Below are 24,954 nucleotides of genomic sequence, written 5' to 3'. Positions count from 1 at the left end.
GCGCTCAGAACCGGTAGCTCACGGTGACGCCGATCGTTCTCGGAAGGGTGACGAGCGCCTTGGAGCCGTTGCCGTAGTAGTTCTGCGCAGGCGAGGTACCCATGTACAGCGGCGTATAGATGCCGGTGACGGCATCGGTATTGGTGAGGTTCTTCAACCACAGTGTCGTGTCCCAATTGTTCAGGCTGTAAGTCGCGGACAAGTTGAAGATGCTGAAGTCCGGCAGCGTATAGCGGAACTTCGGGCTCAGGCTCAACGCGTTCTGCGACTCGGACTGATGGTACGCGTCGCCGCGCAGCGTCAGCCAGCCGGCGCCGACCTGCCAGGTGTAACTGGCATTGGCGTTGAAGCGATTGCGCGCGACGCCGGGCAGTTGGTCGCCATTGTGGCCGATGAGATAGGCTCCGTCGACCGCGCGCGCGTCGCTGCTCAGTGTTGCGTCGGTGTAGGTGTAGCCGAGACCGTAGGTGAACGCGGTGCCGACTTGTCCCGACAGTTCCAGCTCGACGCCTTTCGAGCTGGCCTTCGGTGCGTTCTGCACGGCGAAGAATCCCCAGTTCGTGGTCGAACTGTTGATCTGCGGATGCTTCCAGTCGTCGTAGAACACGTCGGCGTTGTAGGTGAGGCTGCCCTGGCGGCCCTTGATGCCGAGCTCGTAGTTGGTGACGGTGTCGGCCTCGTAGTCCTGCCAGGCCGGCGATTCCTTGAACGGTCCGGTCGTCGGCGTGCCGTTGGTGCCGCCGCGGCGATAGCCTTCCGAGATGGTGGCATAGAGCTGGTTGTCCGGCTGGAACGACCATGACACGTTGCCCTTGAACAGCGTGCGGTCATCATCGCGTTTGTTCTGCGAATGCGAGCCGTCGATGATCGACGAATATAGGCCGGTGACCTGGTCGACCGTGGTCTTCATCTCGTCGCGGAACGCGCGCATGCCGAAGGTCGCCTGCAGTGTATCCGTAGCATGCCAGGTCAGCTCGCCGTAGAGCGCGGTTTCCTTCTGCCGGTCGTGCTGGCGGTACTGGAAATCGTTGTCGTTGACGACCGCGTCCTTGGCGCCGGGATACGCAGCATCCCACCATTGTTTGAAGCCACGCAGATAGCTGTCCTGGCTCGATCGGCGCTGTTCGTTCTGATAGTAGAAGCCGACCACGTAGTCGAGTTTGCCGCCCTGTTTGGAGACGAGGCGGAATTCCTGCACGAACGCGCGATCACCGTAGTCACGCACGGCCGAGGCCATCGGCCGCGGATAGTTGTAGTAGAACGCACCGAGCCAGCCGTTCTGCGCGTAGAAGCCGGTGTTCTCGCTTACGATGTCGCCGGCGTGGTTGTAGTCGGAACTGCTCGAGGTGAGCGTGGCGAAACCGAGATCGATGTTCGCCTCCAAACTGGTCAGATGCACATGGCGGTCGGCCGGTTCGAGCTGGACCGAGCCGACTTCGAGGTCGCCATAGGGTTTGCCCCAGCCGTCGTTGCCGAGGCTCGTGCCGCGGCGGCCGCCCATGCGATCGGCCTGGGCCATGTAGCTCAGGGTGAAGTCGACCGTGTCGTTCGGCTTCCACAGCAGCGCCGCGCGCCCGTACTTCTGGTGGACAAAGTCGGCGTCCTTGACGTCGCGGTACTGCGCGGTGCTCGCGAGCACGCCGTCGGGTGCAGCCGGCGTGCCCTTGCCGTCGAGCACGTAGACGTTGCGATAGTCGGTCACGCCCGGATAGTGGTTGAGCGTGCCGTTGACGCGCAGCGCCCAGGTCTCGGCGAGCGGCACGTTCAGCGTCACCGAGCCGGAGCCGCCGATGCCATCGGAATGATCCACGCTCGATGCGGTCAGGCTGGCGCGGCCGTTGAATCCGTCGAGTTCCGGCTTGCGCAGGATGTAGCGCACCGCGCCGCCGAGCGCGCCCGAGCCGTACAGCGTGCCCTGCGGGCCGCGCAACACTTCGACGCGGTCGATGTCGGACAAGAGGAAGTTCGCGAACAGCGGCGTGTTGTCGACGTAGGTGGCGACGGTCGAGGCGGCAGCGACCGCGTAGTCGCCGAGCGCGGAACTGTCGACGTTGAGGCCGCGGATGCGGATGCCGTTGACCACGCTGGAATTGCGCGCTCCGCTATCGATGACACCGATGCCGGGCACGCTGCGCAGCAGTTCGGCGTTGTCGAGGATGCCGGCCTGCTCGATCTTCTCGCCCGATACTGCGCTGATGTTGTACGGCACGGCGAGGATGTTTTCTTTGCGCCCCTGCGCGGTGACCGTGACTGTGCCCAAGTCGACCACCTTGCCGGGGTCCTGTGCGGCCTGCGCCTGCTGCTGGGCGTGGGCGGAATGTGCGATCGGCAACGCGATCAGGATCGAGGCGACGAGCGTGCGTCGCCGGATTCGATGAAGTGAAGCCATGCTGCGATGGCGATGCGTTTGCGAGATCGGATTGAACATGAGTCACTCCCCGTTGTTGTGATATGGACTCTGTGGAAGTTCGAGCGGGCCGAGCGCCGACAAGGCTGCGGAAGGCGCTGCGGGCGCAGCGTAGGCGGGAAACACCACGCGGTTGTCGCGGAAACTCTTGAGCGTCTGCCCGAGCGCGTGCCAGCCGCGCTCGCGGCAGCGGCGCACGTAGCCGAAGTCGGCCTCGAACGCGATCACTTCGCGTCCACCGCCCGCCTGGTAGATCACCTCGCCACCGGGGCCGCAGACCAGCGAGCGGCCGACCCCCTGGTCACCGGCCACGTTGATGTCGACGAAGTAGCACTGGCCGACGATCGCGTTCGTGCGCGCGAGCGACAATTCGATATCGCGATCGATCGTATTGGTCATCGTCGGATGCAGGATCACCTCGGCGCCGAGGCTGGCGAGCGAGCGCGTCGTTTCCGGAAACCACATGTCGTAGCAGATCGATACACCGAAGCGGCCGGCTTCGGGCACGTCGAAAACGAGGAAGTCGCTGCCGCAGGCGACACCGCGTTCGTACGGCAGGAACGGAAATATCTTGCGATAGCGGCCAATGACCTTGCCTTTCGGGTCTATCACTGGCGTCGTGTTGAAGGTCGCGCCATCGCACGATTCGTAGAGCGAACCTGGTATGACCCAGAGGTCGAGTTCGCGCGCAAGCCCGCAGTAGAAATTCTCCGCCGCTCCGGGCATCGGCTGTGCCGCGGACAGCTTGTTACCGAACGTGGCCAGCTCACCCAGCATGATCATGCGTACCCACGGCATGCGTCGCGCCAGCGAGCGGATTTCGGTTTCGATGCGGACGAGGTTGTCCTCGTGGCCGAGGGCGAGCTGCAAACCGGCAATGCCGAAGTTCGTCTGCGGCGTGATTGCGGCGGGAACGCTGGACGTGGTCAAGACGGATACCGTGACGAGTGGAGCCAGACGCAACGGTAGCCGCGGCGTTGCATCGCGCAGATGGCCAGTTGAGGAAGATCGATGGTGCCAGTTCGACAGCGAGGCTTTCAGGCTCTTTCTTTGCGTCGGCTAGCAGGCTTGCGCACGATCAACGCCGAATCGGCGAGCAGTCCGGCGTCGTCGTACCAATGCATCTGGTCGCCATCGACGACGATGGAGAAACTGCTGATCTCGCCATAGGCCCAGCGCTGCCATTGTCGGAACCAGTGATCGCCTTCGATCCACCAGCGGCCGCTGTCGCTATCCTCGTTCGCGTAACCGGCGGTGCCGGACATTTCGCCGTTGCGATGAAAGCACAACGTGCACGGCTCGCCATAGACGGTATCGTAGAGCAGGGTGACGCCCGCCATCGTTTCGCGCAGTGCACGGCCACGCAGCGTCGACGGCGCTTCGTTCGCGCCGCGCGAAGCAGCCGGACGCTGTCGGCGCGTGATCGAGGCCAACGCGTGCACGCCGGCGCGGATCTGCGCTTCGTTCAGACCGGTGACGCCCATCAGCAATACATCGCTGCCGCCAACTTCAACGAGCTCGAGCAGTACGCCTTTCGCCGCGGCGGCCTGCGCGAGTTCGCGCGCGTTGAAACCGGGCGGCACGCTGACCCAGTAGGCGCTCGTGCCTGGCAGATTGTGAATCTCGACCGACTCGTGCATGTAGTGGTTCAGCGCATCACGCAACGCGTCGCGGCGCCGTTCGAGAATGCGACCGTTGCGTGCGAGCCCCGCCGAATAGTGGCCGAGGCCGATGAAATAGGCCCAACTGCGCTGCATCGGCGGCGCGATCATCACGCCTTGGTGGCGACGCAGTTCGCGCGCCCGTTCGATGAACGCCGCGTCCGCCACGAGCAGGCCCGGCGGCTCGCCACTCGACACCGCAGCGGCGAGGTGCCCGATGTAGATGACACGGTCCTCGCCGTCGAGGGCGAACAGCGACGGTTGCTGACGCCCGCCGTCGCGCACTTCCGGCCCCGGATCGAGCTCGATCAACACGCCTTCGGCCGCGGCGACCGCGGCGAGCAGGCGTCCCGGCGCCGAAGCGAGCGCGGCGTGGAACCGGCGCGCGCTGGTGACCACGATCGCACCTTGCGGCAGCACCCTGCCGAGTTCCGGATCGAGCACGGAAATTTCTGCCTGCCGGTCGGCGAGCTGGCGATGCAGTTCCTCATCACAAGGTTCCTCGACGACGACCGCCGTACCCTTGCGTACGAGCAGATCGATCGAAAGATGCAGTGCATGGCGCTGCGAGGTGAGCACGAGCAGTTCGTCGGAGCCGGCATCGATGCCGCGCACGGGCAGCACCTTCGAGCGCAGTTCCTCGAGCAGCATGGCGTCGTCGGCATCATCGGTGCCGGCATTCCATTGCGCCGCGTCCTGGCGCGCGCAGGCCAGCCGCATCGCCTCGCGCCATTCGGCCAACGGTAGCAAGTCGGGGCCGATGCGGCCGTCGAGGAACGGATAAGGATACTGGTGCCAGTTCGCCGGGCAGCGGAAGCGCGCCTCGCCGAACGGCGCCGGCAGGCGCGAGGCCAGTGGCGAATACGGATTGACGACGCGGCGATGCGCGGCGATGCGGCTGCGCGGCGGGTCGGGCGCGACGAAGACGCCGCTGCGCGCGCGGCTGACGAGGAAGCCTTCCGCGAGCAGCGCATCGTAGGCCAGCGACACGGTGTTGCGCGACACGCCGAGGCGTGCCGCCAGCGCACGCGAAGACGGCATGCGCCGCGCCGGACGCAACACGCCGCGATGGATGCAGTCGACGATGCGCTGGCGCACCTGGCGCTGCAGGCTCAGCCTGCTCGACGAGTCGAGCACGAAATTGAATCCTTCCTTGACGCGGGCGTGACGCGTCATCGGCATGTCCCGACGCCGCTCGCGAGTTCGATGCGCACCGCCCGATCCGTCATGCCGGTATTCGCAGCGCCTGTTCGAGCAGGGTCATGCCTTCGTCGAAGGTCGCATCCGCGATCGTCAGCGGAAACAGCAGGCGTATCGCCTCCCCCTGCGTGCCGCAGCCGAGCACGATCAGGCCGAGTGAGTGCGCCCGGCGGATGACGCCTTGCGTCCGCGCCGGATCGACCTCGTCGCCGCCGCGCTCCTTCAGCAGGTCGAACGCGAGCATCGCACCGATGCCGCGGACATGGCCGATCGGCAGCAGATCCTCGCGTGCGGCGAAGCGCTCAAGGCATTCACGCGTGCGCTCGCCGAGCGTCGCCGCGCGTGTGTTGAGACGTTCCGATTCGATCACTTCGAGCACAGCGAGCGCAGCGGCGCAGGCTACCGGCGAGCCGGCGTAGGTGCCGCCAAGGCCGCCCGGTTCGACGGCATCCATCAGCTCGGCGCGGCCGATCACGGCAGACAGCGGGAGGCCGCCGCCGAGAGATTTGGCCGTGGTAATCAGGTCGGGCTTCACGCCGGAATGCTCAATGCCGAACCAGCGGCCCGTGCGCGCGAATCCGGTCTGCACTTCGTCGGCGATCAGGACGATGCCGTGGCGGTCGGCGATCTCGCGCAAGGCGCGCAGCAGCTCGTGCGGCGCCGGGTGGAAGCCGCCCTCGCCCTGCACCGGCTCGATGATGATCGCGGCAACCTCGTCGGCGGCGACGTCGGCCTGGAACAGGCGATGCAAGACATCGAGGCTGCGATCGATGCCGATGCCGTGATGCGGAATCGGAAACGGCAAATGGAAAACGTCGCCCGGCAACGGCCCGAAGCCGCGCTTGTACGGCTGCGTCTTTCCGGTCAGCGCCATCGCCATGAAGCTGCGCCCGTGGAAGCCACCGCCGAAGGCGACGACCGCGCGCCGCTTCGTCGCCGTGCGCGCGATCTTCACCGCGTTCTCCACGGCCTCCGCGCCGGTGGAAAACAGAATCGATTTGGCCATACCCGCGATCGGTGCGAGTGCATTGAGTTTTTCGCACAGCGCGATGTACGGTTCGTATGCGGTCACCTGGAACGCGGTATGCGTGTAGCGGCCAAGCTGTTCCTCAACCGCGGCAATCACGCGCGGATGGCGGTGGCCGACGTTGAGCACGGCGATGCCGCCGGCGAAGTCGATATGGCGGCGCCCCTCGACGTCCCACAATTCCGCGTTCTGCGCGCGCGCGGCGAACACATTCATCGCCGTGGCGATGCCGCGTGGAACCGCCGTCTGGCGGCGTTGCAATAAGCTGTCGTTGGTCGTCACGATATTCTCCTGAAATCCGACCGCCAGTTTCGCCGCCGCCGACATCCACAGTAGAGCCAGAATATTTGCTTTGTTAGTGCCAGACCAGTGCACGTTATCGCTATCGTCGGATTCGACGCAGAGGAATGGAAACGATGGGGCCGTTGCAAGGCATTCGCATACTCGACCTGAGCCGCATCCTTGCCGGGCCATGGGCGACGCAGCTGCTCGGCGATTTCGGCGCGGACGTGATCAAGGTCGAGAAGCCCGGTACGGGCGACGACACGCGCCACTGGGGGCCGCCCTGGCGCAAGGGCGACGACGACGAGATGGCGGAGTCCGCGTACTATCTGTGCGCGAACCGCAACAAGCGCTCGCTCGCGATTGATATCGCCAGCGAACGCGGCCAGGCTCTGGTGTGCGATCTCGCTGCGCGCAGCGACGTGCTGATCGAGAACTACAAGGTCGGCGGCCTGAAGAAATACGGTCTCGACTACGCGAGCCTGAGCGCCTCGCTGCCGCGCCTGGTCTACTGTTCCATTACAGGCTTCGGCCAGGACGGACCGTATGCGCAGCGCGCCGGTTACGACGCCGCGATCCAGGCGATGGGCGGACTGATGAGCATCACCGGTCCCGCCGACGGCGAGCCCGGCGCCGGGCCGCAGAAGGTCGGCGTCGCGGTGGCCGACCTGATGACGGGAATGTATGCGGCGACGGCGATCCTTGCCGCGCTGCGCCATCGCGACGCGACCGGACAGGGCCAGCACATCGACCTGGCCTTGCTCGACACGCAAGTCGCCTGGCTCGCCAATCAGGCCAGCAACTGGCTCAACGCCGGCGAGCTGCCCGGCCGCCTCGGCACGGCACATCCGAGCATCGTGCCGTACCAGGTACTGCGCACGGCGGACGGACATCTCATGCTCGCGGTCGGCAACGATGCGCAGTTCGCGCGCTTCGCACGCGTGACCGGCGCCGAATGCCTCGCCTCCGACGCACGTTTTGCGACGAACGCCCAACGCGTCGTCCATCGCGATGCCCTGCTCGGCGTGATCGAGCCGCTGCTCGCGGCAAAACCGACTTCGCACTGGCTGGCGGCGCTGGCCGAGCAAGCGGTGCCGGCAAGCCCGATCAATCGCATCGACGAAGTGTTCGCGGATCCACAGGTGCGTGCTCGCGGTCTAAGGATCGAGCAGGTTCTGCCGACCAGCGGAAGCGTAAAAAGCGTACGCAACCCTGTACGTTTTTCCATTAGCCAGATCGAATACCGGTTCGTTCCTCCGCAACTCGGTGCAGACACTGATGCTGTGCTCGCCGACCTGCTGCATCTCGACGCAGCGCAGCTGGAAACATTGAGACATGACGGCATCATTGGATAAGCTTCGTACTGCGCGAGCACAAGGCACGGGTCATTTGGAGAGTTCTTGAGAGCATCCGCCCCGCGGTCGCCGGATTCAAGCGCGCTTTCAACTCAGCGCGCTCTGCATCCGATGTCGCAAGCACGGCACCGACCGACCCATCTTCGCTGTCTCCATGGAACTGCAAATCAGGCAACCGTGCTCACATATGGTTGTGCTTATTTTCGGACCTGATTCGCGCTGATTTGCGGCGAGCAAAATTTCCCGCCAGGCGCAGAGACCGCTCCGGACTAGGCGCGCGGAGCATCATCGCGCGCGCCAGTCGCGACAGCAACTCGCCGCATATCAATTCCCGTGCCGTGGCGTTGGTCCTGGCCGTGGTCAAGGCACAGATCGCGACGCACCCGGTGCACAGCGGCAGCTTGGTGGCGTGAACAGCGCGCGCGATCCAGGACACGACGGCATTTGGCTTTGGTGCCGTAGTCTGCAACAAACTCGACCATCGACAAGCCAGGCTGGAACGAGATCGGATTCATGGCCATGATGACGCCCCAGCGGATGAGGTGGAGCGGTCATCGGCCTCGCTCATCGCAGATCCTGCGGCTGTGAGCGGGGAATCAGCGCGAATCAGGAATCGATTTCAGACGTCCAATAAACGTCCTGCTGAATCTGCGATCGGGCTTACAAGACGTAGACGAACAGGAACAGGCCCAGCCAAACCACGTCGACGAAGTGCCAGTACCACGCGACCGCCTCGAAGCCGAAGTGGTGGTCGCGGTCGAAGTGGCCACGCGCGCAGCGCAGCCAGATCACGATCAGCATGATCGTGCCGAGGGTGACGTGCAGGCCGTGGAAGCCGGTCAGCATGAAGAAGGTCGAGCCGTAGACGCCGCTGCCGAGGGTCAGGTTGAGCTGCTGGTAGGCCTCGATGTACTCGTGTGCCTGATACCACAGGAACGTGGCGCCGAGCAGGATGGTCAGGCCGAGAAAGATCATGAGCTGGGTGCGCTTGCCCGCACGCAGGGCGTGGTGCGCGATGGTGATGGTCACGCCCGAGGACAGCAGGATCAGCGTGTTGAGCAGCGGCACGCCCCAGGCCGGAATCGTCTCGAACGCTCCGCCGATTGCGGACGGGCCGTTGGTCGGCCACGCCGGCGCATAGCCCTTCCACAGGAAGAAATTGGTCAGCGCGCCGTCACCCTCGCCGCCGATCCACGGTACCGACAGCGCGCGCGCGTAGAACAGTGCGCCGAAGAACGCGGCGAAGAACATCACCTCGGAAAAGATGAACCACATCATGCCCATGCGGAACGAGGTATCGACCTGCTTGTTGTAGGTGCCGGACACCGATTCACGGATCACCGTGCCGAACCAGCCGAACACCATGAACAGGATGATGGCGATGCCGAGCGGCATCGCCACCTTCCCGGCCGGATGCTCGTTGAGCCAGAACGCCGCGCCGCCGAGCGTGAACAGCAGGCCGAACGAACCGACAATCGGCCACTTCGTGCCGTGGGGGACGTAATAGGCGTTGGGGTCTGCGTGGGCGGCGTCTGACATGATGAATTCCGTTGAGTTTTTGCCGAAACAGGGAAGATCAAAAAAGTTGCCACGAAGGCACGAAGATCACGAAGACGAGCAGAGCTAGCGGAGCAACGATCAACATGCCTTTCTTCGTGGCTATTCCTTCGTGATCTTCGTGCCTTGGTGGCGAATCTTTATTTTCAGGAAGAGGGTTTCGACTCCGCACCCTGCGCCGCGAGGCGTTTGGTGGCGATTTCGTTGTTGTAAAAAGTATACGACAGGGTCAGCTGCTTGATGTCCGTCGGCAGCTTCGGGTCGACGACGAAGCGCACCGGCATGCGCCGCGACTCGCCGGCCTTGAGCGTCTGTTCGGTGAAGCAGAAACATTCGGTCTTGTTGAAGTAGAGCGAGGCGCGGTTCGGCGCGATGCTCGGCACGGCGTTGCCGACGATCGCGTCGGGCGCGAGGTTGCTCGCATCGAACCAGGCTTCGGTCAACACACCTGGATGCACCTTGATGCTGAATACCTCGGGCGCGAACGTCCACTTCAGCGCGCTGTTGACGGTGCCGATGAACTGCACCTCGACGAGGCGCGCATCGTCTTCCTTGAACGCCGCGACCTTGGCGCCGTCGGCAACCTTGTTTTCGTACTTGATGCCGAAGATGTGCTCGCAGGCGATGCGATAGATCGGCGGCATCACGCGAAAGCCGAACAGGAACGAGGCGACGCAGACAATCAGCGCGATCTTCACCACGCGCCAATTCTTCTTTTGCTCGTCTGCGCTCATCGGTGCGTACTCACTGCCTGGATGAAGAACAGAACGAAGATCGCGAACGCCACGCCCGCGACGATCCACGCCGTACGGCGCGCGGCGGCGCGGCGACGGTCGAGGTCATTGGCGGGTACTTGCAGCATGGTCCAGTTCAGTGTTTTCGAAAACAGCGGGCTTGGTCGGAAAGTGCGGCCGCGGATCGCCGCCCCTGGATCCTCGCGATCAGGGGCGGGCACAAAAATCAATGACTCACATCACCATGCGCGAGCATGCCCGGCTTGATCACCGGCGGCGTCGTGAAGGTGTGGTGCGGCGCCGGCGAAGGCACTTCCCACTCGAGGCCATGCGCGCCTTCCCACGGGCGCTGCGACGCGACCGCGCCCTTCTTCTTCGACATGGCGAAGATTGCGATCATCATCCACGGCGTGACGAACATGCCGAACGCGCCGATCGAGGAAACGAGGTTCCAGTCGGCAAAGGCGACGTTGTAGTCGGGGATGCGGCGCGGCATGCCGGCAAGGCCGAGGAAGTGCTGCGGGAAGAAGGTCAGGTTGACGAACACGATCGTCCACCAGAAATGAACCTTGCCCCAGGTCTCGTTGACCATGCGGCCAGTCCACTTCGGCCACCAGTAGTAGATCGCGGCGATGATCGAGAACAGCGCGCCGGTCACCAGCACATAGTGGAAGTGCGCGACGACGAAGTAGGTGTCGTGGTACTGGAAGTCGGCCGGAACGATCGCGAGCATGAGGCCCGAGAAACCGCCGATCGTGAACAGCACGACGAAGCCGATCGCCCACAGCATCGGCGTCTCGAACGTCAACGAGCCTTTCCACATCGTCGACACCCAGTTGAACACCTTCACCCCGGTCGGAATCGCGATCAGCATCGTCGAGTACATGAAGAACAGCTCGCCGCCGAGCGGCATGCCGACCGTGAACATGTGGTGCGCCCAGACGATGAACGACAGGAACGCGATCGACGCGATCGCGTACACCATCGCCTGATAACCGAACAGCGGCTTGCGACTGAAGGTCGGGATGATCTCCGACACGATGCCGAACGCCGGCAGGATCATGATGTAGACCTCGGGGTGGCCGAAGAACCAGAAGATGTGCTGGAACATCACCGGGTCGCCGCCGCCCGCGGCGTTGAAGAAACTCGTGCCGAAAAACTTGTCGGTGAGCAGCATCGTCACCGCGCCGGCGAGCACCGGCATCACCGCGATCAACAGGAACGCGGTGATCAGCCAACTCCAGGTGAACAGCGGCATCTTCAGCAGATCGACACCCGGCGCGCGCAGGTTGAGGATCGTCGCGATGATATTGATCGCGCCCATGATCGAGGAAATGCCCATCATGTGGATCGCGAACACCATGAAGGCCACGGAGGCGCCGCCCTGCAGCGCGAGCGGCGGGTACATCGTCCAGCCACCGGCCGGGCCGCCGCCGGGCATGAACAGCGTGCCGAGCAGCATGAGGAAGGCGAATGGCATGATCCAGAACGACCAGTTGTTCATGCGCGGCAGCGCCATGTCGGGTGCGCCGATCTGCAGCGGGATCATCCAGTTGGCGAGGCCGACGAAGGCCGGCATGATCGCGCCGAAGATCATCACCAGCGCGTGCAGCGTGGTCATCTGGTTGAAGAAGTACGGCTGCACGTGCTGCAGCCCGGGCGCAGCCAATTCCGTGCGGATCACCACCGACATTCCCGCGCCGATGATCGCCATCGTGAACGCGAAAACCAGGTACAGCGTACCGATGTCCTTGTGGTTGGTCGTGAACAGCCAGCGATCGAGAAAGCCCTCGGGCTTGTGGTCGTGATCGTCGTGGGCGTGGTCGTCTGCGTGCGCGGCGTGGTTGGCCATGATCTAGTCTCGTTGCGATTCGCGTGTTGCGTTCTTCTCTACTTTGCCGTCATTTCCGCTTTCGCGGGCATGACGGCGTGATATTGCCTAGCCGTTCGACGGCGCGGCGATGGAAGCCTGTTGCGCGACCGGCGCAGCGGCAGGTGCCGCAGGTGGGTTCTGCGCCGCCTCCTGCTGGTCGAGCCAGGTCTTGAACTCCTCGGGCGGCACGGCCTTGACCACGATCGGCATGAAGCCGTGGTCCTGGCCGCACAGCTCCGCGCATTGACCGCGGTAGATGCCGGGCTCGGAGATCTTGGTCCACGTGTCGTTGATGATTCCGGGGATCGCGTCGGACTTCCAGCCCAGCGCCGGCACCCACCAGGAATGGATCACGTCGTCGCCGGTGATGACGAAGCGCACCTTGGTGTTGGTCGGCAACACGAGCGGCTTGTCGACATCGAGCAGATAGGTGTTTTCGCCCTGCGCGTTCTTCACGTCGGCCGGATTGAGCCCCGAGCGAAGTTGGCGCGTGCGATCGCTCGTGCCTTCGAGCTTGGAGATGAAACGCACGTGATAGGCCTTGTCGCCCCAGTTGACGTAGTCGTAGCCCCACTTCCACTGGTAGCCGGTGATCTTCACCGTCATCTGCGACTCGTTGGTGTAGGCCTCGTTGATCAGCACCTTGGTCGCGGGATAGGCCATGACGACGAGGAGCAGGATCGGCACGATTGTCCAGATCGTTTCGGCGAGGGTGTTGTGCGACCAGGTCGCGGCGACGGCCCCCTTCGACTTGCGGAACTTGAACATCGCATAGAACATCGCGCCGAACACGATCAGGCCGATGACGACGCAGATCCACAGCGCGAGCATGTGCAGGTCATAGGCCTCATGCGATGACTGGGTCACACCCGGATGCATGTTGAGCTGCCACGGGGCGCGCTCGGGCGCCGCGAGAGCCATCGACCAGCCTGCCGCCAGCACGGCTCCCAATCCCCACTTGCCCAAGACTCGATTCATTCTTCACCTGTATTTTTGCTCTCGTCCCTGATTGCGAAGATCACGAAGCGGTCATCCTGACCGCACTTCCCGACAAAATCAGCCCTGCCCGTCAGCACTCACAGACCCATCCAACCTGGCCTGCGCGAGCAATTCATCCAGCTGCCGCGCCAAAACAGCACGCTCGGCCTCGTTCAAGAACTTGCCGACCTCCACCTCGCGGCCATGCGAGCGCAGCAACAACCGGCTCGCCCAACCAAAATGGCGGCCCGGCCGCAACTCCGCGCGCACCCAGTACGGATGGAACCGTACCGGCGGCGCCGAGCCATCCATGCGCGTCACTTCCAGCCCCGAGACACCCAGCGCAATCACCTCGCCCGCGGCGCTGCGGCGCCATACGCGGCTCAGGACACACGCGACCACACACCAATCCAGCACCGCAAACCAAGGTGCGAACACATTGCCGCGCCACGCGGCGAGCCCGGCGAACGCGGCCATCGCCATGCCTTGCAGCGCGAGAAACAGCCACAGACCGGCGCGTGACAGCGAGCGATGCGGCAGGACCAGCAGTCTCGCCGGCAAAGTCGACAGCGTCGCTGGCAGCGTCTCGCCCATGGTGCGCTCGAACCTTTACAGCCTATCAATGATAGTGAGCGCACCGAAGCCGGGCAAGAGACGATACGCTTCCGGGGCATCGAGCGCGGTCGCGCATGCGTCCCGGGCGCGCCTGGACCACGGCACTTTGTCCCGCGACGCAACGCATTCGGGATCCGGCCGCCGAGTCGAAATTTCGCCGAAATGCATCGAATACGTATGCAGTGTCCTTCGCTGACGCGCAGCGCACGCTAAGCTTCAAAGCCAACGACAAGGCGAAGCGCGCGCCGCGCGCGAACCGCCGCGGGGAGCCGAATTTTCATGTCCGATCCAGCCTGGTGGCGCGGCGCCGTCATCTATCAGATTTATCCGCGCAGCTTCCTCGACACCGACGGCAACGGCGTCGGCGACCTGCCCGGAATCATCGAAAAGCTCGACTATGTCGCCAGTCTCGGCGTCGATGCGATCTGGATCAGCCCGTTCTTCGCCTCGCCGATGGCCGATTTCGGCTACGACATCGCCGACTACCGTGCGGTCGATCCACTGTTCGGCACGATGGCCGATTTCGACCGCCTGCTCGCCCGCGCGCACGCGCTTGGCCTCAAGGTCATGATCGACCAGGTGCTCAGCCATACTTCGAACGCTCACGCCTGGTTCCGCGAAAGCCGCGAGGGCCGAACGAACGCCAAAGCCGACTGGTACGTCTGGGCCGACGCGCGCGACGACGGCACTCCGCCAAACAACTGGATGAGCCTGTTCGGCGGCGTTGCCTGGCGCTGGGAGTCGCGGCGCGGCCAGTACTACCTGCACAACTTCCTCGCCGCGCAGCCCGATCTGAACTTCCACAATCCGGACGTACGCCGGGCCACGCTGGATAACCTGCGCTTCTGGCTCGACAAGGGCGTTGATGCATTCCGTCTCGACGCCATCAATTTCTGCTTCCACGACGCGCAACTGCGCGACAACCCCGCAAAGCCGCCGGCAATGCGCGTTGGCCGCGGCTTCTCGCCCGACAATCCCTACGCATTCCAGTACCACTGGTACAACAACACGCGCCCGGAAAACCTGGGTTTTCTCGAAGACCTGCGCCGGCTGATCGACGAATACCCGGGCGTGGCGACGCTGGGCGAGATCTCCTCCGAAGATTCGCTGGCGACCACGGCCGAGTACACGCGCGCCGGTCGCCTGCACATGGGCTACAGCTTCGAGCTTCTGGTCGACGACTTCTCGGCCGGCTACATCCGGCGCACGGTGGAAACACTCGAGGCCAAGGTCGACGAAGGCTGGCCCTGCTGGGCCGTGTCCAACCACGACGTCATGCGCGCGGCCAGCCGCTGGGGCGGAGCGCAACCGTCGCCGGATTTCGTCAAGCTGCTGGCTGCACTGGTTGGCTCGCTGCGCGGCTCGGTGTGCTTCTACCAAGGCGAGGAACTCGGCTTGCCTGAAGCGGAGGTGCCGTTCGAGGCGTTGCAGGACCCCTACGGCATCGCCTTCTGGCCGAACTTCAAAGGCCGTGACGGTTGCCGCACGCCGATGCCGTGGATCGACGACGGCAACGGCACGGGATTCACCAGCGCGGAAAAGCCCTGGCTGCCGATTCCGGCCGCGCATCGCGCGCTCGCCGTCTCCCGCCAGGACGCCGATGCCGCCTCGCCGCTCAACGCGTTCCGCCGTTTCCTGCGCTGGCGCAAGACGCAGGCCGCGCTCGTGCTCGGCGGCATCCGTTTTCTCGACGCGGACGAGCCGGTATTGATGTTCACGCGCACGTACGCCGACGAGACGCTGCTGATCGCGCTCAATCTCGGCGCCGGCGAGGTTTTCGTGCCCGCTCCTTCCGGACTGCGCCTCGAACAGCTCGACTGCCCCGGCCCGCGCAACGGCCGCATCGAGGCCGCGAACTTGGTGTTGCCCGCTCACGCCGTGGTCTATGCTCGTGTCTCTTGAGTCGTAGCCGAGAGGCGTGCTGCCATGACATTTGCTTCCGCCCTGTTCCTCGCCACCTTGACCCTGGCGACATCCGCCGCGGCCGCCGATTCCGACTGGCGGACCTCGTTGAATTTCGATAACCGCAGCGCAACGGCTGCCGTCGAGAAGGGTGGCTACCGCCTCGGCTCCGACGGCCACCCGCGCACGATCGCGGCGCAGCCGCTGCGCAGCGACACCGCGAGTCCGCTCGTCGATGCGCTGTTCGCGCTGGCCCAAGACGAGGCGAACCAGGCGAAGACCAGACAACTCACCGACGGTGCCTACAACCACGGCAAGCCGATCCCCTGCGACTGCTTCGTCACCGGGGTGAAATGGCCGTTCGTGTGGACGCGCGACTCGGCCTACTCGATCGACCTGGCTTTGGGTTGGCTCGACCCGGCACGCGCGCGGCGCACGCTGGAGTTCAAGCTTTCCGACGTGCGCGAGGCGTCCGCGCCGCAGGGGTTGTATGTCGTGCAGGACACGGGCTCGGGCGGCAGCTGGCCGGTTTCCACCGATCGCGTCGTCTGGTTCCTCGGCGCGCGCGGCCTGCTCGACGACAAGGCCTTCGCCGACAAGACGTATAAAGCGCTGAAGGACACACTCGCGCAAGACAAGCAATACGCGTTCGACGCGCAACTCGGTCTGTATCGCGGCGAAACCTCGTTCCTCGACTGGCGCGAGCAGACCTATCCGGTATGGACCGAGAAAGACGTGCGCTTCATCGCCGAATCGTTCGCGTTGTCGACCAATGTGCTGCACTACGAGGCCTTGCGTCTGGCGGTAAAGATGGCCAAATCGCGCAACGATTCCGCGGTTGCCACGCAGTATCAGGGCGAAGCCGATGCACTGCGTGCGGCGATCGACAAACACTTCTGGCGCGAAGACCGCGGCCTCTACATGAGCTATATCGGCGCCGCGGACGGGCCGCATACGATCGAAGCCTACGACCTGCTCGGCACCGCGCTCGCGATCCTCGCCGACATTCCCGCGCCCGAGCGCGCGCGCAAGGCGCTGGCCAACTATCCGACCTGGCCGGCGGGCAGCCCGGTGGTCTGGCCCGAGCACCGCGACGCCGCGATCTACCACAACCGCGCGATCTGGCCGTTCGTCAGCGCCTATGCGCTGCGCGCCGCGCGCAAGCTCGACGATCCCGACCGCATCGCCCACGAGCTGCGCTCGATCCTGCAGGGCGCGGCGCTGTCCGGATCGAACTACGAGAACTACGAGCTGGTCAGCGGCGCCGTGCACGTCGAGGACGGCAAATGGAGCGGGCCCGTGGTCAACTCGCCGCGCCAGCTCTGGTCGGTCGCGGCGATGCTCGATGCGGTCGTCGAAGGCGTGTTCGGCGTCGAAGGCGACAAGGTCGAGCCGAAGATTCCGCTGGAAATCGTGCCGATGCTGTTCGCTGAGGACGACTCCATTGTCCTGCATTTGCGGGATCGCACGATTACGCTGGCGCAGCCGCATGAATTGCCGAAGGACGCCAACCTGCTCGTCGCCGACAAGGTGGAAACGAAAGGCAAGTTCATTCACGTCTCACTGCGCGGCATACATGTCGATTCTGCTCCGCTGAAACTCAGTGCGTCAGAGTTCGCGCCCGATACACCAGCACTCATTCCGACGGCTCCGAAAATTTCTGACGGCAGCTACGCGCCCGTGCGCTTCTGGCTCGACGGCAAGATCGCGCAAACCTGGAAGCCGGGCGGCGCGCAGGCGCTGAAAAGCATCGAGATCGCCGACACCGACATGCTGCAAAGCCTGTGGACGACGCGCATCGATCCGTCGACCCTGCTCGAATCGCTGCCGGGGCCGATCGTCCATCTGGGTCAGTTCGAAGATGTCGGCGGCGCCTGGCCACGCACCTGGACGGCCAAACGCGACGGTCGCTACCAGCTGCGCCTCGACTACGAGAACAAGCACGGGCCGATCAACACCGGCATCACCGCCGCGGTGAAGATGCTCGCGATCGACTGCGAAGGCGCGGCGAAACAGAGCGCGCCGATCGTGATGCCGCACAGTGTCGCCAGGGAACTCTCCACCGCCGTCGCGTTCGCGGCCAAGGCCGGGAAAAAGTGTACTTTTACTCTCGAACAGGGTTTCAACATGAGCTTCCTGTCGCGCAACAAGCTCTACACCGGCGAGCAGGGCGGGGAAAGCGGTCCGCTCAACGAGGCCGACTACGGCGAATTGCGCATCGTGCCGCTGCCGTAGCTCTTGATCCCTTCTCCCACCGGGAGAAGGGAAGGAGACCTCCCCTGTCGCCTGCCGCCAAACCATGACCACAAAACCCACCCTGAGCTTCTGGCAAATCTGGAACATGTGTTTCGGATTTCTCGGCATCCAGTTCGGCTTTGCCCTGCAGAACGCCAACGTCAGCCGCATCTTCCAGACGCTCGGTGCCGGTGTGGACGATATCCCGGTGCTGTGGATCGCCGCTCCGCTGACGGGCCTCATCGTGCAGCCCATCATCGGCTATCTCTCCGACCGCACCTGGACGCGGCTCGGCCGGCGCCGGCCGTATTTTCTCCTCGGCGCGATCCTCGCCACCCTGGCGCTGCTGGCGATGCCGAATTCGCCGACGCTGTGGATCGCCGCCGGTCTGCTCTGGATCCTCGACGCCTCGATCAATGTCTCGATGGAGCCGTTCCGCGCCTTCGTCGGCGACCAGTTGCCGACGCCGCAGCGTCCGGCCGGTTACGCGATGCAGAGTTTCTTCATCGGCGCCGGCTCGATCGTCGCCAGCGTGTTGCCTTATGTATTCGCGCATTTCGGCATCGCCAACACGGCCACGGCGGGTGCGGTACCCGACACGGTCAAGTATTCGTTCTACGCCGGCGCGGCCGTGCTGTTCGGCGCGATCGCCTGGACCGTGCTGTCGACGCGCGAGTATCCGCCCGAAGCACTTCACGCATTTTCCGACGCCCGGCCCGCGGACGAAGACGCATCCCCCACCGATTCCGCGCGCTCCGCCTCGACCGGCCTGGTCTGGACGCTGGCCGGCGCAATCGTCGCGGCCGTGGTGTGGTATCTGGGCATCGACAAGCAGCTCTACCTGATCGCGGGCATGATCGCCGCCTACGGCCTGATCCAACTGGTCGCGAGCGCGCGGCGCGGCGGTTTCCTCGTCGACGTGCTCGCCGATCTGCGCGCGATGCCGGCGGCGATGCGCCAGCTCGCCGTGGTGCAGTTCTTTTCCTGGTTCGCGCTGTTCGCGATGTGGCTGTTTGCGACGAGCGCGGTCACCTCGGTGCACTACGCCACACGCGATGCCGCGAGCGCCGCCTACAACGAGGGCGCGAACTGGGTCGGCGTGCTGTTCGCCGCCTACAACGGCTTCGCCGCGATCGCGGCGATCCTGATTCCGCCGATGGCGCGGCGCCTCGGCCTGCGCGTCACGCACCTGATCAACCTCGTCCTCGGCGGCCTCGGCCTGCTCTCGTTTCTCGTCATCCGCGACCCGCGCTGGCTGCTCGCCTCGATGGTCGGCATCGGCTTCGCCTGGGCCTCGATCCTGGCCATTCCCTATGCCCTGCTTGCAGACAGCGTGCCGGCGAAGAAAATGGGCGTGTACATGGGCATCTTCAATTTCTTCATCGTCATCCCGCAGCTTTGCGCGGCGAGCCTGCTCGGCTTCCTGCTCAGGACTTTTTTCGACGGCGCGCCGATCGGCGCGTTCGCGATCGGCGGCGCGAGCCTGATCGTCGCCGGGCTGTGCACGTTGCGGGTGAAGGAACCTGCGTAGGACGCGATCTACCGCACGAACGAAATTTCCTTGACGTGCTCGCTCGGCAACGCGATGCGCAAACGCCTGCTCGCCGCATCGAATACGATGTCATGCACCGCCTTGCCGTCGATCGCGACCTTCGCCGGCACCGCATCGAGGCCGAGCAGTTCGATTGCGGCGACGCGCTGGTACGCAGCTGACGGCGGAATATCCAACTTCACCCTGTCGGCGGAGAGGGTCGCCCTGATCGTGCGCGACGCGCCCTTGCGATAGGCGTAGCCATCACCCGCATCCTGATAGATTTCACTGGTCCCGGCGGCACCCACGGCGACCGCGATCGTCAGCGGCACGTTGTTCATTTCGCCGGTGTGCTGGATCACGGGCTGGGTCGGCACGCTCGCGCCGGCGCGCACGAACAGTGGCAGGCGATCGAGCGGCGCGTCGATCTTCACGCTCCTGCCGCCCTCGTAGCGCGTCCCGTTCCACCAGTCGACCCACGCCTCGCCCTTGGGGAAATAGACGCTGCGCGCGCGCTGGTTCTGGACCACGACAGGCGCCACCAACAGATCGCGGCCCACGAGGTACTCGTCGGCGACCAGCAGCGCCTCGACGTCGTGCGGATAGTCAAAGGCCAGCGGACGCAGCGGTGGCGCACCCGTCTTCTCGTTCTGCGCGAACAACGTGTACAGGTAGGGCAGCAGGCGATAGCGCAGCTCGATCGCGGCGCGATTGCTGCGCTCGTACTCGCCGCCGTAGGTCCACGGTTCGCGCGGGTCGGTGTCGACGGCCGAGTGCGTGCGGTAGAACGGGGTCAGCGCGGCGGCCTGCATCCAGCGCGTGTAGAGTTCGGGCGTGGTGGTCGCGGCGAAACCGCCGACGTCGGCACCGACGAAACTCACACCCGAAATCGACAGGTTGGTCAGCAGCGGGATGGTCAGCGCGAGATGGTCCCAGCTGGCGTCGTTGTCGCCGCTCCACACCGCCGCGTAGCGCTGCACGCCCGCGTAGCCCGCGCGCGTGATCGCGAACGGACGCTTGTCCGGCGCGAGCTTGCGCAGGCCCTCGAACGTGGCGCGCACCATCTGCATGCCGAACACGTTGTGGTAGCGCGCATGCGTGCCCGGATCGCCGTCGCCGTCGTGGCGCACATCGAGCGCGAAGGTCTTCTGCGGCCCCTGGGTGAGCGCCGGCTGCTTGAAATCGTCGGGCGAGAACACGGCCGGCTCGTTCATGTCGTTCCAGAATCCGTCGACGCCTTCGCCGAGCGGTTTCCGGTACAACTCGCCCCACCAGGCGCGCGCCTTGGCGTCGGTGAAATCGGGAAACGCGCAGATGCCGGGCCAGACCTTCTCGTGCAGTTCCTTGCCGGCCGCGTCGCGCACGTAGATGCCGGCCTCGCGGCCGCTGCGGTAGACGGAATAGTTCTCATCGAGCTTCACCCCCGGATCGACGATCGTGACGACGTGAAAGCCTTCGCCGTGCAGGTCCGCGAGCATCTTCTTCGGCTCGGCAAACGTCTGCGGATTCCAGGTGAAGACGCGATAGCCGTCCATGTAATCGATGTCGAGATGGATCACGTCGGCCGGGATCTTCTTTTCGCGGAAGGTGCGCGCGATCTCCTCGACCTTGGCCTGCGACAGGTACGAATAACGCGACTGCTGGTAACCGAGCGCCCACCGCGGCGGCAGCGCGGTGCGGCCGGTGAGCGCGGTGTAGTCGCGCAGCACATTCGCCGGCGCGCGCTGCGCACCGCCGGTGAACACGTAGTAGTTCAACTCGCCGCCGTCGGCGCCGAAGCTGTAGCGGCGCGGATCGCTCTTGCCCATGTCGAAATGGCTGCGGTACGTGTTGTCGAAGAACAGGCCGTAACTCAAGCCGTCGCGCAGCGCGATGAAGAACGGAATCGTCTGGTACAGCGGGTTGGTGCCGACCGGATACTTGTACGAGTCGGTATTCCAGTTGACCAGGAACTGGCCCTCGCGCGAGATCGGCGCCAGGCCCTGCTCGCCGAAGCCGTAGTACAGCTCGTAGGCGCCGCGCTGCTTGGATGCCTCGACCGCGCCCGTGTCCGCATCGAATGCCATCGGGCGTGCCGGATCATCGGCCGCTACGACACGGCCTTGCGCGTCGTAGATCGTGATGGCCAGCGCCGGCCGCTTCTGCACGACCACGCGCGCGCCGCCGTCCGCGCGCATCTCGCTGCGCTCGGCGTTGTCCTCGAACGCGAATTTTGTCGATGCCGGCGCGGCATCAGCCCACGCGTAGGAAAAATCACGACCCAACTCTCCGCCGCCCATGCGTACGCGCACCACGTCCGGCGTGACGAAACTCACGACCACCTGCGCGCCGCCCGTGGTGGCAAAGGATACGTGGTCGCCTGATCGTTTCGCCTGCGCCGCCGCGCCCACACTCTGCCACGCCGCCTGCACCGGGCAGGCCACGAGCAGCCACAGCAGGGGCACGCTTGCCCTTCCCCATTTCCTGCCGCGCATTGTTCTCTCTCCCCGACGTTTTTCGTGCCCGAATGATGGCCCAGCCGCCCGGCGAAAGCTGCCGCATACGAATGCGCAGACACAATGAATACGTATGCAAAAAATTGTAAGCCCGCCATGGCGCGACTAGGCTAGCCGAGGTTAAGCAAGCGTAAACATGGTCCGGCGACTGGCGTTCACGCGGATCGACGAAATCGACAGAAAACGACGGCGCGGACCCTACCGCGACCATCTCGACAACTCCGGGGAGAACACATGAAACTCAAACGCAATCTGCTGACGCTCGCTGTCGCATCGGTTCTGGTCAGCGGCATGCATTCCGTCCATGCGGCGGATGCCCCCGCCCCGGACCAACAGACGAGCACCACGCCGGGCACGGACGACGCAGCGAAGAAAAAAGAGGACAGCTCCGCCGAGCTCGGCACGATCACGGTCACCGGCGTGCGCGCGGCGATCGAGCGCGCCATCTCGGTCAAACAGAATTCGAACGAGATCGTCGAGGTCATCTCGGCCGAGGACATCGGCAAGCTGCCGGACAACTCGATCGCCGAGTCGCTCGCGCGTCTGCCCGGCCTCGCCGCACAACGCGTTGCCGGTCGCGCCTCGACGGTGAGCCTGCGCGGCTTCTCCGGCGACTTCTCCGGCACCCTGCTCAACGGCCGCGAGCAGGTGTCGACGGGCGACAACCGCGCGATCGAGTTCGACCAATATCCGTCCGAACTGCTCAGCGGCGTGGTCGTGTACAAGACGCCGGAAGCCTCGCTGGTCGGCCAAGGCATCGCCGGCACGATCGCGATGCAATCCGTGCGTCCACTCGACTACAACAAGCGCACGGTCCAGGTCGGCGCGCGCGGCGAAGCATTGTCGAACAGCAGCGTGAATGCCAACACCGATTCCAAGGGCTATCGCCTGAACGCCTCGTACATCGATCAGTACCTCGATCACACCCTCGGCCTCGCCATCGGCTACGCGCGCCTGCAATCACCGACGCAGGACACGCGCTGGGAATCCTGGGGCTACACCGGCGTCACGGTGCCCGCAGGCACGCCGGGCATGACGGCCGGCGGTACGGTGCAGGCACTCGGCGGCACCAAGGTCTACGCGGACTCCACCGAAGGCACGCGCGATGCGTTGATGACCACGGTCGAATGGCGTCCGAACGAGCAGTTCACCAGCACGCTCGACCTGTACTACTCGAAGTTCAACCAGAAACTCGTCTACGGCGGATTCGAGGCCGGTCTGCCCTGGGGCAACGGCACCGTGCTGAGCAACCCGGTAGTTTCCAACGGCCAGCTCGTTGGCGGAACGTGGGCGAAGGTGAAGCCGGTGCTGCGCGAGGAAGTCGATCACCACGACGACAAGATCCGCTCGATCGGCTGGAACAACAAGCTGCGCTTCGGCGACGGCTGGGAGGCCTCGGCCGATTTGAGCTACGGCAAGGCCAACAGCTCGCAGTCGCTGATGGAGGAATATGCCGGCACCCCGAAGAACGGCGGCGCGACCGACACCTGGAATTTCAGCGTCGATCCGAGCACGGGCTTGCCGCATTTCGGCGTCGGCCTGAACTACGCCGATCCGAACCTGATCAAGCTCACCGACTCGGGCGGCTGGGGCCAGGATGGCTACCTCAAGTTTCCGAAAACCAGCGACGAGCTGAAGGCCGCGCGTGTCGACCTGAGCCGCGAAATCAACAGCCCGATCAGCAAGGCCGCGGTCGGCATCAACTACAATGAGCGCACGAAATCCCGTCATTCCGACGAGTACTTCATGAGCTTGCCCGGCAGTTCGCAGGGCCACACGGGCGTCGCGGTCAGCGTGCCGTCGAGCTGCCTCACCTCGTCGACCTTCCTTGGCTACGTCGGCTTCCCCAGCATCGTCAGCTGGGATCCGGACTGCGCCTACCACCAGACGTACTCGCTGCAGCAGTTCACCCACAAGGACATCTACAACAAGGACTGGACGGTCAACGAGAAGGTCGGCACCGCCTACCTCAAGTTCGACATCGATACCGAAGTGGCAGGCATGCCATTGCGCGGCAACGTCGGCGCGCAGTACGTCCACGTCAAGCAGCATGCGGACGCGACCGCCACTACCGAGGCTTCCGGCTCGGTCGTCGCCAACCCCGTGCATGCCGGAACGAGCTACAGCAATTTTCTGCCGAGCCTGAACCTCGTGCTCACGATGCCCCAGGACAATTACCTGCGCTTCGGTGCCGGCCGCGAAATCGCGCGCCCGCGCATGGACTACATGCGCGCGAATTTCGACTACGGCATCAATACGCAGTCCAGCGGCAGCATCAATGTTTTCCCCTGCACCGAATCCAGCGGCATCGTCCATCCGCACTGCCGCATCGAAGGCAGCGGCGGCAATCCGAAGCTGAAGCCGTTCCTCGCCGACGCCTACGATCTCTCGTACGAGAAATACTGGGAGACCAAGGCCTACGTTTCGGCGACCTACTTCTTCAAGTCGCTCAAGAGCTACGTCTACAACCAGAATGTCCTGTTCGACTATACCGGTCTGCCGACCAGCTCGTTCAACGGCATCGTGCCGGGTTCGTACCAGGGTATTGCTTCAGTGCCGCAAAACGGCACGGGCGGCTACATGCGCGGTTACGAACTGACCGCCTCGATGCCGCTCGACATCCTCTGGGAGCCGCTGGAGGGTTTCGGCGTGCTGGCAAGCTACGCCAATACGCACAGCAGCATCTGCCCCGGCGGTCCCGGCAGTTGCGGGCCGTTCCCCGGTCTGTCGAAGTACGTCTCGCAGGCGACGGTCTACTACGAGAAGGCTGGCTTCTCCGTGCGCATGGCAGCGACGCATCGCTCTTCGTACCTCGGCGAAGTACAGGCGTTCGGCGCCGACCGCGAGCTGCACCCGATTGACAAGGAAACCGTGGCGGATTTCCAGCTCGGCTACACGATTCCCAGCGGCAACTACGAGGGGCTGAACTTCCTCCTGCAGGTGCAGAACCTGTTCAACGAGCCCTATCGCGAATCGTACGGCCCCGGACAGCCGCGCCAATACACCGTGTACGGCCGCCGCGTCCTGCTCGGCGTCAACTACAAGTTCTGACGGCGTTACCCCTGACGCCCCTCCAACCCCCGTCCGGCCGGTGCCGGGCGG

Annotated in this window: 17 protein-coding genes; 5 read left to right on the top strand and 12 right to left on the bottom strand. The window is 64.6% G+C overall.

The genetic code is table 11. The features are described from left to right. Window positions 1-4 precede the first annotated feature (4 nt). From AC16HO_RS14190 to gabT, 4 genes are all read right to left on the bottom strand, one after another. Window positions 5-2,428 (bottom strand): TonB-dependent receptor, encoded by a 2,424-nt coding sequence (locus AC16HO_RS14190; protein WP_395641274.1) that lies wholly within the window; start codon window positions 2,426-2,428, stop codon window positions 5-7. 3 nt (window positions 2,429-2,431) lie between these two features. Further along, window positions 2,432-3,337, bottom strand: coding sequence for a carbon-nitrogen hydrolase family protein (locus AC16HO_RS14185; protein ID WP_395641273.1), 906 nt, complete (start codon window positions 3,335-3,337; stop codon window positions 2,432-2,434). A 107-nt stretch (window positions 3,338-3,444) separates the two neighbouring features. After that, window positions 3,445-5,244 carry an aminotransferase-like domain-containing protein gene (locus tag AC16HO_RS14180; protein ID WP_395641272.1) on the bottom strand — a complete coding sequence of 600 codons (1,800 nt, stop codon included), beginning with the start codon at window positions 5,242-5,244 and terminating at the stop codon, window positions 3,445-3,447. A gap of 49 nt (window positions 5,245-5,293) precedes the next feature. Further along, entirely contained in the window at window positions 5,294-6,577 is a 1,284-nt protein-coding gene (gene gabT, locus AC16HO_RS14175) for a 4-aminobutyrate--2-oxoglutarate transaminase (RefSeq protein WP_395641271.1), read from the bottom strand. A 134-nt stretch (window positions 6,578-6,711) separates the two neighbouring features. Here gabT and AC16HO_RS14170 point away from each other — a divergent pair, with 134 nt between their 5' ends. Next, the gene (locus AC16HO_RS14170; RefSeq protein WP_395641270.1) at window positions 6,712-7,932 is read left to right on the top strand and encodes a CaiB/BaiF CoA transferase family protein; all 1,221 of its coding nucleotides are present in this window, start codon (window positions 6,712-6,714) and stop codon (window positions 7,930-7,932) included. 269 nt (window positions 7,933-8,201) lie between these two features. Here the strand turns inward: AC16HO_RS14170 and AC16HO_RS14165 are convergent, their stop codons facing one another. The 7 genes from AC16HO_RS14165 to AC16HO_RS14135 form a co-directional block, all read right to left on the bottom strand. After that, window positions 8,202-8,453 carry a hypothetical protein gene (locus tag AC16HO_RS14165; RefSeq protein WP_395641269.1) on the bottom strand — a complete coding sequence of 84 codons (252 nt, stop codon included), beginning with the start codon at window positions 8,451-8,453 and terminating at the stop codon, window positions 8,202-8,204. A 139-nt stretch (window positions 8,454-8,592) separates the two neighbouring features. Then, window positions 8,593-9,471 (bottom strand): cytochrome c oxidase subunit 3, encoded by an 879-nt coding sequence (locus tag AC16HO_RS14160; RefSeq protein ID WP_395641268.1) that lies wholly within the window; start codon window positions 9,469-9,471, stop codon window positions 8,593-8,595. Window positions 9,472-9,635: 164 nt separating this feature from the next. After that, the gene (locus AC16HO_RS14155; protein WP_395641267.1) at window positions 9,636-10,223 is read right to left on the bottom strand and encodes a cytochrome c oxidase assembly protein; all 588 of its coding nucleotides are present in this window, start codon (window positions 10,221-10,223) and stop codon (window positions 9,636-9,638) included. Beyond that, entirely contained in the window at window positions 10,220-10,351 is a 132-nt protein-coding gene (locus AC16HO_RS14150) for a hypothetical protein (RefSeq protein WP_395641266.1), read from the bottom strand. Before AC16HO_RS14150 ends, AC16HO_RS14155 begins: the two co-directional genes overlap by 4 nt. Window positions 10,352-10,449: 98 nt before the next feature. Next, entirely contained in the window at window positions 10,450-12,075 is a 1,626-nt protein-coding gene (gene ctaD, locus AC16HO_RS14145; protein WP_395641265.1) for a cytochrome c oxidase subunit I, read from the bottom strand. An 87-nt stretch (window positions 12,076-12,162) separates the two neighbouring features. Next, window positions 12,163-13,074 carry a cytochrome c oxidase subunit II gene (gene coxB / locus AC16HO_RS14140; protein WP_395641264.1) on the bottom strand — a complete coding sequence of 304 codons (912 nt, stop codon included), beginning with the start codon at window positions 13,072-13,074 and terminating at the stop codon, window positions 12,163-12,165. A gap of 78 nt (window positions 13,075-13,152) precedes the next feature. Further along, window positions 13,153-13,668, bottom strand: a complete 516-nt coding sequence (locus tag AC16HO_RS14135) for a DUF2244 domain-containing protein (RefSeq protein WP_395641263.1) — start codon at window positions 13,666-13,668, stop codon at window positions 13,153-13,155. 300 nt (window positions 13,669-13,968) lie between these two features. Here AC16HO_RS14135 and AC16HO_RS14130 point away from each other — a divergent pair, with 300 nt between their 5' ends. The 3 genes from AC16HO_RS14130 to AC16HO_RS14120 all read left to right on the top strand — a co-directional run bounded on the left by AC16HO_RS14130 (window position 13,969) and on the right by AC16HO_RS14120 (window position 19,357). After that, window positions 13,969-15,591 carry an alpha-glucosidase family protein gene (locus AC16HO_RS14130; protein ID WP_395641262.1) on the top strand — a complete coding sequence of 541 codons (1,623 nt, stop codon included), beginning with the start codon at window positions 13,969-13,971 and terminating at the stop codon, window positions 15,589-15,591. A 24-nt stretch (window positions 15,592-15,615) separates the two neighbouring features. Next, on the top strand, window positions 15,616-17,826 hold the full coding sequence (locus AC16HO_RS14125) for an alpha-L-rhamnosidase-related protein (protein ID WP_395641261.1): 2,211 nt from the start codon (window positions 15,616-15,618) through the stop codon (window positions 17,824-17,826). A gap of 64 nt (window positions 17,827-17,890) precedes the next feature. Beyond that, complete coding sequence (locus AC16HO_RS14120) at window positions 17,891-19,357, top strand: MFS transporter (RefSeq protein WP_395641260.1); 1,467 nt, start codon at window positions 17,891-17,893, stop codon at window positions 19,355-19,357. A gap of 8 nt (window positions 19,358-19,365) precedes the next feature. On the opposite strand, the gene AC16HO_RS14115 is transcribed toward AC16HO_RS14120, so the two are convergent. Next, window positions 19,366-21,801 (bottom strand): glycoside hydrolase family 31 protein, encoded by a 2,436-nt coding sequence (locus AC16HO_RS14115; RefSeq protein WP_484335560.1) that lies wholly within the window; start codon window positions 21,799-21,801, stop codon window positions 19,366-19,368. Window positions 21,802-22,086: 285 nt separating this feature from the next. Between AC16HO_RS14115 and AC16HO_RS14110 the strand changes: the two genes are divergently transcribed. After that, window positions 22,087-24,903 carry a TonB-dependent receptor gene (locus tag AC16HO_RS14110; RefSeq protein ID WP_395641258.1) on the top strand — a complete coding sequence of 939 codons (2,817 nt, stop codon included), beginning with the start codon at window positions 22,087-22,089 and terminating at the stop codon, window positions 24,901-24,903. The last annotated feature ends 51 nt before the right edge of the window (window positions 24,904-24,954 follow it).

Source organism: Rudaea sp., from assembly GCF_057139185.1.
This window is presented reverse-complemented; position numbering and strand designations above follow the sequence as displayed.

What these genes read in the sequence shown, in the direction of transcription:
- AC16HO_RS14190 (WP_395641274.1), bottom strand. Translation starts at nt 2,428, where the DNA reads ATGTTCAATCCGATCTCGCAAACGCATCGCCATCGCAGCATGGCTTCA.
- AC16HO_RS14180 (WP_395641272.1), bottom strand. Translation starts at nt 5,244, where the DNA reads ATGACGCGTCACGCCCGCGTCAAGGAAGGATTCAATTTCGTGCTCGAC.
- AC16HO_RS14170 (WP_395641270.1), top strand. Translation starts at nt 6,712, where the DNA reads ATGGGGCCGTTGCAAGGCATTCGCATACTCGACCTGAGCCGCATCCTT.
- AC16HO_RS14165 (WP_395641269.1), bottom strand. Translation starts at nt 8,453, where the DNA reads ATGGCCATGAATCCGATCTCGTTCCAGCCTGGCTTGTCGATGGTCGAG.
- AC16HO_RS14160 (WP_395641268.1), bottom strand. Translation starts at nt 9,471, where the DNA reads ATGTCAGACGCCGCCCACGCAGACCCCAACGCCTATTACGTCCCCCAC.
- AC16HO_RS14155 (WP_395641267.1), bottom strand. Translation starts at nt 10,223, where the DNA reads ATGAGCGCAGACGAGCAAAAGAAGAATTGGCGCGTGGTGAAGATCGCG.
- AC16HO_RS14150 (WP_395641266.1), bottom strand. Translation starts at nt 10,351, where the DNA reads ATGCTGCAAGTACCCGCCAATGACCTCGACCGTCGCCGCGCCGCCGCG.
- ctaD (WP_395641265.1), bottom strand. Translation starts at nt 12,075, where the DNA reads ATGGCCAACCACGCCGCGCACGCAGACGACCACGCCCACGACGATCAC.
- coxB (WP_395641264.1), bottom strand. Translation starts at nt 13,074, where the DNA reads ATGAATCGAGTCTTGGGCAAGTGGGGATTGGGAGCCGTGCTGGCGGCA.
- AC16HO_RS14135 (WP_395641263.1), bottom strand. Translation starts at nt 13,668, where the DNA reads ATGGGCGAGACGCTGCCAGCGACGCTGTCGACTTTGCCGGCGAGACTG.
- AC16HO_RS14130 (WP_395641262.1), top strand. Translation starts at nt 13,969, where the DNA reads ATGTCCGATCCAGCCTGGTGGCGCGGCGCCGTCATCTATCAGATTTAT.
- AC16HO_RS14125 (WP_395641261.1), top strand. Translation starts at nt 15,616, where the DNA reads ATGACATTTGCTTCCGCCCTGTTCCTCGCCACCTTGACCCTGGCGACA.
- AC16HO_RS14120 (WP_395641260.1), top strand. Translation starts at nt 17,891, where the DNA reads ATGACCACAAAACCCACCCTGAGCTTCTGGCAAATCTGGAACATGTGT.
- AC16HO_RS14110 (WP_395641258.1), top strand. Translation starts at nt 22,087, where the DNA reads ATGAAACTCAAACGCAATCTGCTGACGCTCGCTGTCGCATCGGTTCTG.